Here is a 15,662-nt window from a genome sequence, read left to right as displayed (position 1 = left end):
TATGCGAAAGTTCCTAATAAACAAAATGTTAAGGATATATCGATCAGCGTTTTAAGCGTTTTGATGATTTTTTATTTTTGCGATGCATAAAAAGCTTAGTGATAGCCAGTATCTGTTGTTAGAATTAGCGGAGGACAAGATTACAGGAAGTATGTAGTGCTTATGAAGCAGAAGCTCTATTTAAAAATGTTGGCGTGGCTGGAGGATAATATCTACTGTAACCCGGCGATCGATGACCTGGCACAGTATATGGGCTATTCGCGTCGGTTTGTGTACGAGGTGTTTTATCAATACGGCCGGTTACCCATCGGGCAGTATATTCGCCTGCGGCGCTTGACCATCGCAGCGGTCAGTCTGCGCTTAACGCGGCAACCGATCGCCGCTATAGCCTGGCAGTTAAGTTACGATTCGCCGCAGACCTTTTCCCGCGAGTTTAAGAAACGGTTCTCGCTTTCGCCACGGGAATACCGATGCGCAGCGCACTGGGATACGGCAAAACTGTTAAAAAAATTCTCCCCTGATGATGAACGTCTGCCATTGGCGCGGATCTGTTCCCTGCCGGAGCGGGTCTATTATGGCTACCCGATGAAGTATGAACTGCGCCTGTCGGATATGGTGCTGCAACGCACCGCCAAGACGGCTATCAGACAAAAGGTTGACCGTTTTTTTACCACCGGAGAAGGCTCGCTTTCCATACTCTCTGATTACGCCGCGGCGCGTCAAAATGAGCTTAACGTCGAGATTAACGCCTTTGTTGGTTGTCATGAGACGCGAAAGCCATCGTCCACGTTGACCGCCCGGTCGGGACTCTATGTCGGAGTTGATTTCTACGGCAGCTGGTCACGCTATGCCCGTTTGTCCAGCGATCTCTATCTGGATCTGCTGCCAACGCTGGGGGTAAGCCGTCGCGACGGGTATGACATAGAATGTTTCATGGCACGCCATACGGAAGGCGGAGATACAGAAGAGAGGTGCTATCACGTACGCTATTTTATACCGGTGACGCTGAAAGCGGCGGCTCAGCAGCCGGGCAGCGATAATGAGTCAGTCCCCGCGAGGGGGACCCAATAAGGTGGCCGGAGCCACCCAAATAAACTTCACAGTAAAAACCACAGCAGCCAGGTAATGAGGAAGCCCGTCACCCCCATGATGGTTGTCAGTACGGTCCATGTTTTGAGTCCGTCCGGCACCGAGAGCCCCAGATAGCGCGTGACCACCCAAAATCCGGCATCGTTGACGTGTGACAATCCGAGTGAGCCGAAGCAGGTCGCCAGCGTCACCAGCACCAGCTGGAGCGGCTCCAGCCCGGCAACCGCCTGTGACAGCAGGCCGGAGGTGGTGAGGATCGCCACGGTGGCCGAGCCCTGCGAGGCCCGAAGCACCAGCGACAGCAGGAAAGCGGCGGGCATCAGCGGCAGATGAATCGTCTCCAGCGCCTCGGCTAAGGCATTGCCGATGCCGGAGGCGACCAGCACCCCGCCAAAGGCGCCGCCGGCGCCGGCGACAAGGATAACGTCCGCCGAGGAGGGGATCGCGCTGCCGGTCACTTCTCCCAGCTTTTTCAGGTTCATACCCCGCCGGATGCCCAGCGTCCAGCTGGCCAGCCCCAGGGAGATCAGCAGGGCGACGGGCGGGGTGCCAATGACGGTCATCAGCTGGCGAATCGCGTTTTCCGGCAGCAGCAAGGCCTGACAGAGCGTTCCGGAAACAATCAGCACGATGGGCACCACGATCAGCCCGCCGATAACCAGCGCATTCGGCGGCGCCAGTCGGGTCTGCTGCGCGTTGACGGAGAGGTCGGGCACCTCGGCCGTTTGCTGCTGTTCCAGCACGTTAATCGACAGATGATAATGGCGCTGATTGATCGACCGGGCGACAAAATAACCCACGATACCCACCACGACCGACACCCCAATCCCCGCCAGCATCAGCCAGCCGACATCGCTATGCAGAATACCTGCCGCGGCCGCCGCGCCAGGGTGGGTTGGCAATGCCACGTGGACGGTTAACATCACTCCGGCCATTGGCAGGCCAAACTTCAACGGCGACATATGAGCGACTTTACTGAAGCCGTAAATTAACGGAATGATGATAATAAAGCCGACTTCAAAGAAGACTGGCGTGCCGAGAATAAAAGCAACGATGGTTAAGGCGGCAATCGTCCGTTTAGAACCCAGCACGCCGGTCAGCGTTTTCGCCAGCGATTCGGCGCCGCCGGATATTTCAATGAGCACCCCCAGCATTGATCCCAAAATAATAATGCTGGCGATATGGCCGAGCAGGCCGCCCATCCCTTTTTCAATGGTGGTAATGATTTTATCCGCCGGAATGCCGGTGGCGAACGCCACCAGCAGGCTGACGATCAGGAGCGCCACAAAAGGATGCGCTTTAGCTTTGATCACCAGCAGGAGCAACAGCACTACGCTGGCTAACGCAATAAGTAACAGCGCCGATGTCGACATAGTTTTGCCTCGGGTATTAACAGGTATACAGAGAGTTATATTTTTAGAACTGCGCTTTATTTTTTCCGGTAGGGCGAAAACCATTCCAGTCCGGAAAGGGTATCCGCCCTGGGGATATATTCGCAGCCGATCCAACCGTCATAGCCCGCTTTATCCAGTAACGCATAGATCCATGAATAATTAATCTCGCCCTCGTCCGGTTCATGGCGGTCGGGCAGGGAGGCTATCTGAATATGGCGGTACTGACCGGCATACTCAGTAATAAGATGGCTTAAATTACCGTCCACTTTCTGCGCATGAAACAGATCTAACTGCACCGCGATGTTTGGCCGGTCGACCCGCTTCACTATCTCCAGCGTCTGATATTGGCTGTGGTAGAGATAGCCCGGTTTGGTCTGCGGATTCAGGGCTTCAATGAGCACTCGCTTGTCGTGGCGGGCAAAGCACTCGGCGGCGTAGCGCAGGTTATCGACAAGCTCGGCCTCGCAGGCCGCGCGATCCATCCCCGGCGGCACCACGCCGGCCATGATATGCACCTGCGGACAATCCAGCTGGCAGGCATACTCCAGCGCCAGCTCAATATCACGCCGGGCCTCGGCGCTCCTGCCCGGCAGGGCGGCGAGACCCCACTCCCCGGCATTAACGTCGCCGGGCGGGGTATTAAACAGCACCAGCTGCAGCTGGTTTTCCTGCAGGCGCTGTTTAATTTCCCCGGCGGCATACTCATAGGGGAACAGAAACTCCACGGCTTCGAAACCGGCGCCGGCGGCGGCGGCAAAGCGGTCCAGGAACGGCAGCTCGGTAAACAGCATGGATAAATTTGCAGCGAATTTTGGCATGGTTTTATCTCAGTTCATCCACTTCGTCAGCGGTCAGGTAACGGATCTCGCGATTGCCGAGGGTAAACATCAGCCGCGCGGTCTCTTCCAGCTCTTCGGTATTGTTGGTGGCTTCGCGCAGCGATGAGCCGGTGACCACCGGACCATGGTTGGCCAGTAAAAAGGCGTTATAGCGCGGCGCCAGCCCGGCCAGCGCCTCGGCAATGCGGTCGTCACCCGGTCGGTAGTAGGGAACCACCGGGACGTCGCCGACCCGCATCACCACGTAGGGAGTAAAGGGGCGAATACAATTGTGCGGATCGAGCCCCTGCAGGCAGGAGAGCGCGGTCAAATAGTGGCTATGCAAGTGGACGATCGCCTTGCAGGCCGGGTTATGCAAATAGACCGCCCGGTGAAAAGCGACCTCTTTCGACGGTTTGTCGCCGGCGAGCCATTCGCCTTGCAGGGTGACCACCGACAACCGCTGCGCCTGCAGCTCGCCCAGGCAGGAGCCGGTCGGCGTCGCCAGCAGGTTGCCGTCCGGCAGCAGCAGCGACAGATTGCCGGCGGAGCCGGTGGCATAACCGCGGTTAAACAACGAGGCGCCAATTTGCACCATCTCATCTCGCAGCTGTTGCTCAGTCATGACAAAACTCCTGCTGGGCACGGGCAAAGAACGAGATATCGCCGAAATTCCCTGACTTCAGCGCCAGGGAGAGCGGCTGGCGGGTGTCACGCACCCAGGGAACTCCAGGGGAGATCGTCGGCCCGATATGGAACGCCTCGACCCCCAGCGTCTGCGCCACGATGCTCGACGTTTCCCCTCCGGCCACAATAAAGCGGGTGAATCCTTTCGCTTTCAGCGCGGCGGCGAGGGCGGCGAACAACTGTTCCACCCTTTCGCTGCTGGCCTTGTCGCCATACTGCGCCTGGATCCGCTGCAGCGTTTGCGGCTCGGTGGTGGCATAGACCATCGGCGCCAGCGGCGCATCGCGGTTTGCGTCCACCCAGGCTGCCAGCGTCCCGACATAGCCTTCGAGATCGGTAAAGCAGGCGCTTAAGTCAACGGCGCGGGCGGGAGCCTGTTCACGATAGGCCGCCACCTGGCTGTTGGTCATCAGCGAACAAGAGCCCGAGAGCACCACCGCCGGGCCGGGCAGCGGCATGCCCGCCAGGGATCCTTCACCCTGGGTTCCGTGGCGCTGAGCCCAGTCGCGGGCGAGGCCGATGGCGAGACCAGAGCCGCCGGAGACCAGCTTCATCTCCCGCAGCGCCGCCCCCTGGGTCAGCAAATGCTGTTCACTAAGGGCATCGAGCACCACATAGCGCACCGCCGGATCGCTGATGGCCGCCAGCGCGGCAGCGACCGCTTCCGGCCCCTGATCGACAATCGGCCAGGCTATCAGCGCCGCTTTACCGCCGCCCTGGCGTTCGATTAAGCGGCCGAGGTGGGCATCCTCCATTGGCGTCACCGGATGGTGGCGCATCCCGGACTCATTGAGCAACTGCTGGCCGACAAACAGATACCCCTGATAGACCGTGCGGCCGTTCACCGGCAGCGCCGGTGATATCACCGTCCGCGTCTCGCCCAGCTCTGCCAGCAGCGCATCCAGTACCGGGCCAATGTTACCCTGCGCGGTGCTGTCGAAAGTGGAACAATACTTAAAATAAAATTGCTGACAGCCCCGGGCTTGCAGCCAGCGCAGGGCCGCCAGGGACTGGCTGACGGCGGTTTCCACCGGGCAGGATCGCGTTTTCAGACTGATCACCACCGCTTCACTGGTCAACGGCAGTTCGTGGGGCGGTACGCCGTTTAGCTGCACGGTCGGCATGCCGTTGCGCACGAGGAAGCTGGCGATATCCGTGGCGCCGGTAAAGTCATCGGCAATGACACCAAGCTGCATCTTGTCTCTCCTCACTGTTTATGGCCCGGCAGGGTAATGCCGTTGAAAATCTTGATCACCGCGCTGTCATCTTCCCGGCCGAATCCGGCGTTGCTGGCGGAGGTGAACATATTCAGCGCGGTGGTCGCGAGCGGCAGCGGGAAGGTCAGCGCCCGGGCGGTGTCATTCACCAGACCGAGATCTTTGACAAAAATATCGACGGCGGATTTTGGCGAGTAATCGCCATCCAGGACGTGCTGCATACGATTCTCAAACATCCACGAATTACCTGCCGCGTGGGTCACAACGTCGTACATCGTCTCCAGCGGGATGCCGGCGCGGGCGGCGAGGGCCATCGCTTCGGCGGCGACGGCGATATGCACCCCGGCCAGCAGCTGATGGATGATTTTCACCGTCGAACCGAGGCCAATGTCGCTCCCGATGCGATAGACTTTGCCGGCCACCGCATCCAGCACCGGCGCGAGGCGGGCGAAGGCGGCATCGCTCCCGGAGGCCATTATCGTCATGTCGCCGGCGGCCGCTTTCACTGCGCCGCCCGATACCGGCGCGTCGAGCATCAAGAGCTGGTATTCTGCCAGCGCTACGGCTATCGCCTGGGCATCGGCGGCGGCGATGGTTGACGATACCATCACCGCGGTGCCCGGCTTCAGATGGGCGGCGAGGCCGCTCTCGCCGAACAGGATCCCCCGCACCTGGGCGGCATTAACCACCAGCAGTACGACCGCATCCAGCTCAGCGGCGAAAGGCACCGCGCTGGAGCCTGCGCCCTGGGCGCCCGCCTCCAGCAGCGCGCGGCAGTTGTCGGGGTTGATGTCCACCCCCCAGGTGTTCAGGCCCGCCTGCAGGCAAGCGCGGGCGGCGCCCATGCCCATCGAACCCAGTCCAATCACGCAGACGTTTGTGTGTGCAGTCATGACGGTCTCCTTGTGAATATTCGTTAATTAATGTGATTTAATGATAGAGTAAAGCGTTATCATGTGAAATTATGTGAGAGTTATCACGAATAACCCACATGAATATAAAAAATTCACAGGCGGAAAGTGGCTGCACGACGGCGATTCTTGCCCTAAAATAGCGTAAAAACAGCGGTCAAGCGCGATAACAGTACAGGGTATCGTCAGGCTCCCGGCGTGAGTGGTGTGGTCTGGTGTGAAAAAATGGTAAGGGGAGAGCGGTGATTCCAATTGAACGTCATCAGCGTATTTTAGCCCTGGTGGAGCAGCGTGGGGCGGTAAGCATTAATGAGCTGACGGAGATCCTCGGCGTGTCCCATATGACTATCCGTCGGGACGTCAGTAAGCTGGAAGAACAGGGGCTGCTGGTCAGCGTCTCGGGCGGCGTGCGCGCCGTCAGCCGGCTGGCCGCAGAGCCCAGTCATCTGGTGAAAAGCACCCTGCAGAGTGAAGAGAAGCAGGCTATCGGCGCGCTGGCGGCCAGTCTCATTGCCAAAAACAGCTGCATCTATCTTGATGCCGGCACCACCACTCTGGCGCTGGCGCGGGCCATCCTCGACCGGGACGACCTGCAGGTGGTCACCAATGATTTTGAGATAACCCAGCTGCTGATAGATGCCAGCCAGTGCGGGGTGATCCACACCGGCGGCACCCTGTGCCGGGAGAACCGCTCCTGCGTCGGCGAGTCGGCGGCGCGCACCTTGCGCCACCTGGCTATCGATACGGCCTTTATCTCCGCCAGCGGCTGGGACAGCCGCGGAATTTTCACCCCTGATGAGAACAAAGTCACCGTCAAGGAGACCGTCAGCCAGGTCAGCGCCAGAAGCATCCTGCTGTGCGACAGTTCGAAATACAATCAGGTGGCCACGTTTATGGCGTTGCCCTTGACTCGCTTTACCACCATCATTACCGACCGGCATCTCTCCGATGCCGCTGCCGCCCATATCACCCGGCACGCCTGCGAAGTGCTGCGCGCCGGATAAGGCGCGCGGCCTTCGCCAGGCTAGCGCTGCCAGTGCTCGATCAGCGCCGCGCCTATCCCGGCGATCTGCTGGTTACGCTCGACCATGGTCGCCGGGGTATCACGCAGATAGATCACCACGATACGCTCCGCTTTGCCGTCCGGGCCGAGCAGGGCGACAATGCCGCGTGAGCCCCGCTCACCGGCCCCGGTTTTATCGGCGATAAACCAGCCCGCCGGCAGCACGGCGCGGATCAACGGGCCGGCCACCCGGTCGTCAACCATCCACTGCAGCAGCTGCTGCTGCGAACGGGCGCTCAGAGAGGGGGTGGTTAGCAGCTTGCGCAGGGTGGTGGCCATGCTGGCCGGGGTGGTGGTGTCGCGCACGTCGCCGGGAAGCGCCTCATTGAGTTCCGTTTCCCAGCGGTCAAGACGGGTGACGTTGTCACCGATCTGGCGCAGAAAAGCGGTCAATCCCGCGGGGCCGCCGACGATCTTCAACAGCAGATTGCCGGCGGTGTTGTCGCTCATGGTGATGGCGGCGGCGCAGAGTTCGCCAACGGTCATCCCGTCGGCAAGGTGTTTTTCGCTGACTGGGGAGTAGTCCACCAGATCCTGCTGGCGGTAGTGGATCCGCCGATCCAGCTGTTCGTCGCCGGCATCCACCCGGGCCAGCACCGCGCCGCAGAGCAGCACTTTAAAGGTGCTCATCAGCGGAAAGCGCTCACTGGCGCGCCAGGCGGCCAGCGTGCGGCCGCTGGCCAGATCCATTTCAACATAGCCCACCCGGCCCGCCAGCTGACTTTCGCTGATTTTAATCTGCTCAAGCGGCTGAGGGCTGGCGAATACCGCCAGTGGCAGGGCGGCAATCAGGGAGATAAGGCACAGGCGAACATAACGCATAACCGTAATACTTCCTTGTGTAAGGGCCGATAAAGGCGAGAAAAGGTGTGACGAATAAGAATAACCCGGTATTTTGCTGATTCACAATTCCTCTTTTTTCCTTCATCATTTGTCATCTTTTATTTCGAATAATCAATATTTAGCTCAGCCTAAGCACGCTATTTTTTGACTCAAGGCCGCAATGAACTATAAGAAAGTACTTAAGACCGCACGCTGGCTGGCGCCGCTGATTGCTGACGATACGCCCGCCGCGCTGCGCGGTTTGCCAATGATCTATGCCATCCCGGGAGGAACTGGTGCACCCGATAATTAAGGTCATGCTGGTGGGCGGTAAGGCGGATGGACTGCTGGTCAGCGTCGCCGACGATGCGACCGAGGTCTCGGTGACGCCTGCGCAATACGGTGCGCCGTCCGGGCAACCGCTCAGCTATCGTATCGTAAGTCAAACCATTGACGATGAACGCTATTTCTTTGGCGTCTTTAGTGATGCTCATCAGGATAGCGACAAGCTGACGCGGGTGGCGCTGACCCGCGGAATGAAAAAAATGTTCTGTTGAACCCGGGCGGAGTGAGGGGATGCGATAGTATCCATGCCGCGGCTTTGCTACTGTGGCAGCCTTCTCTCTCCGGGCCAGGACGCATCATGATTCAGTACATCCATATACAAAACTTTCGCTCAGTCAGGGATATCGAACTGGAGCTGGGGCCATTGAACATTGTCTTCGGTCCTAACGGCTGCGGCAAATCCAATATTTACAACGCCATCCATCTGTTGACCGCGGCTGCCGACGGCAGGCTGTCGGGGTTTATCAGCGCAGAGGGCGGCCTGGAAAATATGATGTGGTCCGGAGATCGTTCCCCCCTCGATCGCCATCCCCGCCGGCTGCAAATCGCCTGTCGGACGGAGAGCTTTGATTATGAACTGCAGGTAGGTTTCCCGGAAAAATTGCCCTATCCGACGCAGTTCATGCTCGATCCCATCGTCAAAGAAGAGCACATCTGGCTGGCAGGCTACTCCCGTCGGCCTTCCTCCCGCGTACTGCAGCGCAAGAATCAGGCGGCGTTCCTCGTCGATGTCACCGGGGAGAAAAGCACCTTCACCGAGAGTATTTATGAAAACGAGTCGGTGTTCGGTCAGCTTGGCGAGCCGCACCGTTTTCCCGAAGTGTCGCGGGTGCGGGAGACCCTGCGCCGTTGGCGGTTTTACCATGAGTTCGCCATTGGCCGCCACTCGCCGCTGCGCCAGCCGGCCGTGGGGTATCGTTCGCCGGTGCTCGACAGCGATGGCCATAATCTGGCCGCCGCCTTTCAGACCATTGTCGAGATTGGCGCGGAGGAGATGTTGCACGAGATCCTCGCCGACGCCTTTCCCGGCTGCCAGTTTTACTGTGAAAACGAGCACTCGCGTTTCGCCCTGAAAATGCGCCGGGAGGGGATCCGCAGGCCGCTGCTGGCGGCGGAGATGTCCGATGGCACGCTGCGCTTTCTCTGTCTCGCCGTCGCGCTGCTCAGCCCGCGCCCGCCGGCGTTTCTGGCGATCAATGAGCCGGAGAACAGCCTGCATCGCGACATGCTCCCGGCGCTGGCCCGGCTGATAATCGAGGCCTCCCGCTACAGCCAGATCTGGCTGACCAGCCACTCGGCTGAACTGGCGGAGCTTATCGCCGCTGGGGCGCCCTGTCAGCGCTATGCGCTGGAGAATAGCGGCGGAGAAACGCGCATTGTGGCGTAAACCCCGTCATCCCTGACGGGAGCGCCGGGATCAGGCGGGGGTCTGCGTCTCCGCTGCTGGCAGCAGGCTTTTGCCGCCGCGTAAGGTGATGAACGAGAGCAGGGTGAAGCTCAGGGTGATGCAGCCGAGGATCAGATAGGCCTGATGGAAGCCGACGGTGTCATACATCCGGCCCACCCAGGCGGAAAGGACCACCCCGGACAGCTGTTTCGACAGGTTAAAACCGATCAGGAACAGGGTGGCCGAGAGCCGCGGGTTAAAGGCGGAGGAGATATATTTAAAGGTCCCGACCAGCAGGAAGGGGATCTCAAACATATGCAGCATCTTGAGGATCACCACCTCTACCGCCGATGAGGCGAACGACGATCCGAGAATGCGCACTGACATGATCATCCCGGCGGTCAGCAGGGCGTTTTTGGCGCCGATGCGGTTAACGATGGCCGGGGCGCAGAACATAATTAGCGCGTTGAGCAGCTCGCCGCCGGTGGTGACGAAGCCAAACACTTCGGTACCGCGCTGCGGACTGGCGAAAAAGCTTTTGAAAAAGTTGGCGAACTGCTGATCAAACACGTCGTAGACGCTGGCGACTCCCACCACATAGACGATAAAGCCCCAGAAACGCGGCATACGTAACAGCTCGGCCGCGGTGCGCAGCGAAAAGGCCTGGCGATTGGCTCCCAGCGCCTCAATAACCTGGGCGCTGTTGCTGCTTTCCGGGCGCGACAGCCAGAGCAGAAGACCTAGCACCAGCGCAAAGCCGGAGGCGATCCAGAAGGTAATATTGGGGTCGATGCCGAACAGCACGCCGGTTATCGAGGCGCACAGCGCCCAGCCGACGCAGCCAGCGACCCGCACTTTGCCATATTCAAAGCGGTTTGCCCGGCTGACGCGCTCGATATAGGCTTCCACGGCCCCGGAGCCGCTGGAGAAAACAATCCCCAGGTAGATCCCGCCCACCAGCGAACCGGCGATAATATTCATCTGCAACAGCGGGGAGAAAACGAAAATAAAGAACGGCGCGAACAGAATTAACAGTACCGTGATGGTCCACAGCAGATGTTTGCGCAGGCCAAGCTTATCCGACATCAGACCAAATACCGGCTGAAAAATAATCGCGAACAGCGAGATGGAGGAGAAGACGATCCCGGTTTCCGTTTTGGTTAAATGGTTAACGTCCGCCAGCCACACCGGAAAAAAAGGAAAATAGGCCGACATAATGAAATAGTAAAAGAAAAAGAACAGCAGGAAATAGACAAAATTATGCCGTTCTCGCGGCGCCAGTTCAGAGAATTTCATCACCATGATCCCTTGTTATTCTGTTTGTAGGGTGGGGGCTGCCGCCCCCACGGATTAAAGGCAACGCAATGAGACCTCGTACTGCCAGCGCGTTTGGGTCAGGAGCCACTGCGGCAGCACGCTTGGGGTCCAGGAGTCATCGCCCCCCACTCCCATATGCAGGCCGTCGAGGGTGATCCACACCCCGTCTTCGGCCTGGATCTTGTGCCAGTGGTCGGTCTCCATTAGCTGACGGGTGCTCCATGGCTGAACGGAGAAGTGGAAATGACCGCTGACGTGCCAGCGTCCCCAGTCCAGCGCCTGGGTATCACAGCGCAGGCCGTTTTCCGTCGGGAAGATGTAGGGCGTGCTCATCGCCGCCAGCGGCTGCTCCCAGCGGGCGAAGCAGGCGCTGCTCCGCCGGTCGGGGTAGTTCTCATGCGGCCCCAGCCCCAGCCAGCTCACCGGCGCCTGCTGATCCGCCACCTGGAAGTGCAGTCCGACCCGCGGCAGCGGCGGCAGCGTTTCCGCGCGCTCGCCGTCCACCGTCAGCCGCACCGTTCCGTCCGCAGTAAAGCGCATGCGCCAGTGGCTGACAATCACCACCTCGTCGCCGCGCAGGTAGTGCCAGCGGCTGTCGACAAGGGTCTCATTCGCCAGGCGCTGGGCATCGCACTGCACGCAGCGCGCCTCCAGGTCGAACAGGCCGGCGCTTTTCCAGCGCTCCACCCAGGCGTTGGGATCGATGCGCTCCACTTCGCTGACCCCGATGTCATTGTCGAGCGGCGCGCGGATAAACTGATCCTGCAGGGGGGTCAGCAGCTGCTCCTGACCGGCAAGCGACCAGCCACTCAGCAAACCGGTCCGCCGATCGACGGTCCAGCACTGCGTGCCGGCGCGGATCTGCCAGGCCTCCTCGCTGACGACCAGATCCGGGGCGCCGGCAGGCACCGTGGGCGCCGGCAGCGCCAGCGGGGCGGGCAGGGGAAACTGCTGCCAGGCGACGCGATGGTCCGCCGGGGACCAGTCGGTCGCCCGGGGCTGGACCACCTCCAGCGTCAGCCACACCGCGCGGGCGCCTGGCGGTATAATCAGGTCATCAAGCAGCGTTATCTCGTCACTGCCCTCCGGGGGAAGCGCCAGCGTCAGGTTGCCGTGATACAGGGTTTCACCGGCCGCCTGCACCTGCCAGCGCAGCGCTTCGTTATCGCTCTGGCGGAACAGGTATTCGCTGGCGATGCGCACGCGCAGCGGCGAGGTCGACAGCAGGGCGAACTGGAAATACTGCTGGGCGTGCTTCGCCTCGATCAGCGACGGATGCGGCGTGCGATCGGGGAACACCAGGCCGTTCATACAGAACTGGCGATCGTTCGGCTTATCGCCAAAGTCGCCGCCGTAGGCCCAGCCGACGCTGCCGTCGTCAAAGGTTTTGCAGATCGCCTGGTCGGCCCAGTCCCAGATAAACCCGCCCTGCAGCCGCGGATACTCGCGGAATGCCTGCCAGTAATCGGCGAAGTTGCCGAGACTGTTGCCCATCGCATGGGCGTACTCGCAGAGGATCAGCGGCCGCTGCTCGCCGGGCAGGCTGATCCATTTTTTGATCCCCCACTTCGGTACCGCCGGGATCGGCTGGTCGCGTTCGACGCGGGCGTACATCGGACAGATAATATCGGTAGCGGTGGTATCCGCGCCTCCGCCCTCGTACTGCACCGGACGGCTCGGGTCGTTGCGCTTCAACCAGTGGTACAGCGCTTCATGGTTGCCGCCGCCGCCAGATTCGTTACCCAGCGACCAGATGATAATGCACGGATGGTTACGGTTGCTCTGTACCATCCGGGTGACGCGGGCGCTAAAGGCTGGCAGCCACGCCGGATCGTCGGACAGCCGATTCATCGGCACCATGCCGTGGGTTTCAATATTGGCTTCATCGACCACGTACAGACCGTAGCGGTTGCACAGCTCATACCAGCGCGGCGCGTTGGGGTAGTGTGAGCAGCGGACGGCGTTAAAGTTGTTCTGCTTCATCAACAGAATGTCCTGCACCATATCCGCCTCGCTGACGACCTGACCCCGCAAATGGTGGTGTTCATGGCGGTTAACGCCGCGGATCAGCAGCGGTTTGCCGTTAAGGCGCAGCAGACCGTCGGCGATCTCGATGCGGCGAAAACCGATATCCCACGCCTCGGCCTCCAGCAGTTCGTCGCCACGCCACAGGGTGACCACGGCGCGATAACAGTTCGGGGTTTCCGCGCTCCAGTGCGCCGGCGCCGCTACCGCCAGGGAGAAATCGACCCGTTCGGCATAGTGGCCGCGCTCATCCACCGCCGGGGTGCCTAACGGCTGACGATGGGCGGCGACAGGCTGCTCGCCGCGCCACAGGCTAACCCCGACGCAGAGCCCGGCAAGCGCCGCCTCTGTCGCTTCGACGGTCGCCTGAACCTGCAGAGCGCCGTCGCGGCAGAGGGCGTCAAGGGTCGGCGTCAGCTGCACGTCGCATAGCCGCTGGTGCGGCTTATTCAGCAGCCACACCGAGCGAAAAATACCGCTCATTCGCCACATATCCTGGTCTTCCAGCCAGCTGCCGGCGCTCCAGCGCATGACCATCACGCACAGGCGGTTGTCGCCCGGGCGCAGGAAGGGGCTGAGATCGAACGCCGCCGGCAGGCGGCTGTCCTGGGAGTAACCGACCCAGGCGCCGTTGCACCACAGATGAAACGCTGAGTTGACGCCGTCGAAAATAATCTGCGTCTGTCCGTCCGTGCGCCAGGCGTCATCGATCGCAACGTGCAGGGAGTAACAGCCGGTTGGGTTATCCTCCGGCACCCGCGGCGGGATGGTGTCGATGGGGTAGCGGACGTTGGTGTAGATCGGCGCGTCATAGCCCGCCATCTGCCAGTTGGAGGGCACGGGCGTCCCGCGGCTGCCTGGCAGGTCTTGCGTCAGCCACTGTGCATCGACGGCAAACGGGCTGCGGGCGTAAGCAAATTGCCATTCGCCGTCCAGCTGACGACGTCGAGGCGAAGGGCGATTATCGCGGGCGGCAAGCTCATCGCGCCAGCTGGCGAACGCAGGATGCGCTGGCAGGCGGTTGAGATGGGTAATGGTCTGGTTCTGCCAGTCTTCGCGGGCGAGGACGGCGTGGAAGTCAGGCGCGTGGCGGCGACTGGTATCGCTTATTGGCATAGTAATCCCCGGTAAGTCAGAAAATGTCGATCGCTAAACAGGATAAAGAACGTTATCGGATAATTTGTTTTGTCCAGCAACGACGGCGGAAATGAAATTAACAGACGATCACGAAAGCGAGGGTAAAGCGCTGTTTTTTGTCGCGCGTTAAACATAAAATGTTAGCGCACGACATTGTTATTGCTGAGGAGAAAAAATGCCGCGTCGTACCGCTACCCTGGAGGATGTCGCTCGCGCGGCCGGGGTTTCCCAACAAACCGTCTCCCGGGTCCTGAACCGTCCTGAAGTGGTGTCAGCCCGCACCCGCGAGCAGGTGATCCGCGCGATGCAGGCGCTGCACTACGTACCTAACCGCTCGGCGCAGCTGCTCGCCGGCAAAGCAGCGCCCTCCATTGGGCTTATCACTGCCTCGCTGACCTTGCATGCCCCCTCGCAGATCGCCGCCGCGGTAAAGAGCCATGCCAGTCTGCACCAGCTGGAGGTGGCAATAGCGATGCCGGCGCAGGCCGACTTCGCCGCGCTGCAGGCCCGGCTGGACGAACTGCGCGCCCAGCATATTCGCGGAGTGATCGTTAGTCTGCCGCTGGAGAGCGCTACCGCCGAGCGACTGGTTAAAGAGAACCCGGATATGGCCTGCCTGTTTCTGGACGTCTCCCCGGAGGCCGATGTCTGCTGCGTGCGCTTCGATCATCGCGACGGCTGTGGGGCGTGCGTGCGCCATCTGTGGGAGCTGGGGCATCGCGAATTTGGCCTGCTGGCAGGGCCGGAAAGTTCGGTTTCCGCCCGTCTGCGTCTCGCCAGCTGGCGCGAGGCGCTGCACAGTCTGAATATCGCCCGTTCAACCACGGTGTTCGGAGACTGGAGCGCCGCCAGCGGCTGGCAGAAAACCTTTGAACTGCTGCACCTGCAGCCGCGGATCAGTGCCATTGTGGTGGCGAACGATCAGATGGCGCTCGGGGTACTCAGCGCGCTGGCCCAGCTCAATCGCAGCGGCAGCCAGGCGGTATCGGTGACCGGCTATGACGACACCGCCGACAGTCTCTACTTTCAGCCGCCGCTCACCACGGTGGCGCAGGACTTCGATCTGCTGGGCAAGCGGGCCGTGGAGCGGCTGATTGCTCTGATGGCGGCCCCGCAGCTGCGGATCCGCGAGCTGCTGCCGACCCGGCTCATCGTGCGCCAGTCGGCGTGGCCGCTCGCCGCCGCGGAGGACCGGCAGCAGACCCTGGCGCAGCTGAAAGCGTTGGTGGAGAAGCTCTAGCCGCAGGCCGTTGAGGATTTATTGAGGTTGACCATGCTAACCTCGGGATCAAACGTAGAGAGGTCAGGATCCTCTGCCTGCGAAAAATGCAAAATACAATCTATCCATGCAAGCATTGATTTACCGCCAGTCACATGGCGGTTTTTTTTTGCCTTCCTCCGTTTCCCGCTTTGTTCCGTTCGTTTTTTCGCCTGGCATCCCCTGCGGCGG

General features: G+C 60.5%; 14 protein-coding genes. 6 read left to right on the top strand and 8 right to left on the bottom strand.

What is annotated here, in order from left to right; all coding sequences use genetic code 11:
- Positions 1 to 162 precede the first annotated feature (162 nt).
- Positions 163 to 1,071 (top strand): helix-turn-helix domain-containing protein, encoded by a 909-nt coding sequence (locus ABLV76_RS22315; RefSeq protein ID WP_004206007.1) that lies wholly within the window; start codon positions 163 to 165, stop codon positions 1,069 to 1,071.
- A 26-nt stretch (positions 1,072 to 1,097) separates the two neighbouring features.
- Here the strand turns inward: ABLV76_RS22315 and ABLV76_RS22310 are convergent, their stop codons facing one another.
- From ABLV76_RS22310 to ltnD, 5 genes are read right to left on the bottom strand one after another with little or no spacing between them, the layout of a single operon-like run.
- Positions 1,098 to 2,462 carry a GntP family transporter gene (locus tag ABLV76_RS22310; protein WP_004206005.1) on the bottom strand — a complete coding sequence of 455 codons (1,365 nt, stop codon included), beginning with the start codon at positions 2,460 to 2,462 and terminating at the stop codon, positions 1,098 to 1,100.
- 56 nt (positions 2,463 to 2,518) lie between these two features.
- Complete coding sequence (locus ABLV76_RS22305) at positions 2,519 to 3,301, bottom strand: HPr family phosphocarrier protein (protein ID WP_348878482.1); 783 nt, start codon at positions 3,299 to 3,301, stop codon at positions 2,519 to 2,521.
- 4 nt (positions 3,302 to 3,305) lie between these two features.
- Positions 3,306 to 3,926 (bottom strand): aldolase, encoded by a 621-nt coding sequence (locus ABLV76_RS22300; RefSeq protein ID WP_017900343.1) that lies wholly within the window; start codon positions 3,924 to 3,926, stop codon positions 3,306 to 3,308.
- A complete protein-coding gene (otnK, locus tag ABLV76_RS22295) occupies positions 3,919 to 5,184 on the bottom strand; it encodes a 3-oxo-tetronate kinase (RefSeq protein ID WP_049003702.1) in 1,266 nt (421 codons plus the stop codon). The genes ABLV76_RS22300 and otnK overlap by 8 nt, the downstream gene beginning before the upstream one ends.
- Before the next feature lie 11 nt (positions 5,185 to 5,195).
- On the bottom strand, positions 5,196 to 6,098 hold the full coding sequence (gene ltnD, locus ABLV76_RS22290; protein WP_032456001.1) for an L-threonate dehydrogenase: 903 nt from the start codon (positions 6,096 to 6,098) through the stop codon (positions 5,196 to 5,198).
- 260 nt (positions 6,099 to 6,358) lie between these two features.
- Here ltnD and ABLV76_RS22285 point away from each other — a divergent pair, with 260 nt between their 5' ends.
- The gene (locus ABLV76_RS22285) at positions 6,359 to 7,120 is read left to right on the top strand and encodes a DeoR/GlpR family DNA-binding transcription regulator (protein ID WP_004205996.1); all 762 of its coding nucleotides are present in this window, start codon (positions 6,359 to 6,361) and stop codon (positions 7,118 to 7,120) included.
- A gap of 20 nt (positions 7,121 to 7,140) precedes the next feature.
- Here ABLV76_RS22285 and ABLV76_RS22280 read toward each other — a convergent pair whose 3' ends face one another.
- Positions 7,141 to 8,001 carry a broad-spectrum class A beta-lactamase OKP-B-5 gene (locus ABLV76_RS22280; protein ID WP_063860923.1) on the bottom strand — a complete coding sequence of 287 codons (861 nt, stop codon included), beginning with the start codon at positions 7,999 to 8,001 and terminating at the stop codon, positions 7,141 to 7,143.
- Between the two features lie 181 nt (positions 8,002 to 8,182).
- On the opposite strand from ABLV76_RS22280, the gene ABLV76_RS22275 reads away from it, so the two are divergent.
- The 3 genes from ABLV76_RS22275 to ABLV76_RS22265 all read left to right on the top strand — a co-directional run bounded on the left by ABLV76_RS22275 (position 8,183) and on the right by ABLV76_RS22265 (position 9,733).
- Positions 8,183 to 8,314: a hypothetical protein gene (locus ABLV76_RS22275; RefSeq protein WP_023318188.1), complete on the top strand. Its 132-nt coding sequence runs from the start codon at positions 8,183 to 8,185 to the stop codon at positions 8,312 to 8,314.
- A complete protein-coding gene (locus ABLV76_RS22270) occupies positions 8,298 to 8,558 on the top strand; it encodes a hypothetical protein (protein ID WP_004205993.1) in 261 nt (86 codons plus the stop codon). Before ABLV76_RS22275 ends, ABLV76_RS22270 begins: the two co-directional genes overlap by 17 nt.
- Before the next feature lie 86 nt (positions 8,559 to 8,644).
- Positions 8,645 to 9,733, top strand: a complete 1,089-nt coding sequence (locus ABLV76_RS22265) for an AAA family ATPase (protein ID WP_004205990.1) — start codon at positions 8,645 to 8,647, stop codon at positions 9,731 to 9,733.
- A 30-nt stretch (positions 9,734 to 9,763) separates the two neighbouring features.
- Here ABLV76_RS22265 and ABLV76_RS22260 read toward each other — a convergent pair whose 3' ends face one another.
- Complete coding sequence (locus ABLV76_RS22260) at positions 9,764 to 11,029, bottom strand: MFS transporter (protein WP_004205989.1); 1,266 nt, start codon at positions 11,027 to 11,029, stop codon at positions 9,764 to 9,766.
- 54 nt (positions 11,030 to 11,083) lie between these two features.
- Positions 11,084 to 14,191: a beta-galactosidase gene (locus tag ABLV76_RS22255; RefSeq protein WP_053810408.1), complete on the bottom strand. Its 3,108-nt coding sequence runs from the start codon at positions 14,189 to 14,191 to the stop codon at positions 11,084 to 11,086.
- A gap of 196 nt (positions 14,192 to 14,387) precedes the next feature.
- On the opposite strand from ABLV76_RS22255, the gene ABLV76_RS22250 reads away from it, so the two are divergent.
- Complete coding sequence (locus ABLV76_RS22250) at positions 14,388 to 15,452, top strand: LacI family DNA-binding transcriptional regulator (protein ID WP_004205987.1); 1,065 nt, start codon at positions 14,388 to 14,390, stop codon at positions 15,450 to 15,452.
- Positions 15,453 to 15,662: the final 210 nt, after the last annotated feature.

The organism is Klebsiella sp. GB_Kp047 (assembly GCF_040065235.1).
Taxonomy (GTDB): domain Bacteria; phylum Pseudomonadota; class Gammaproteobacteria; order Enterobacterales; family Enterobacteriaceae; genus Klebsiella; species Klebsiella quasipneumoniae.
The sequence above is the reverse complement of the archived record's forward strand: the minus strand, read 5'-3'. Positions and strand labels throughout refer to the sequence as shown.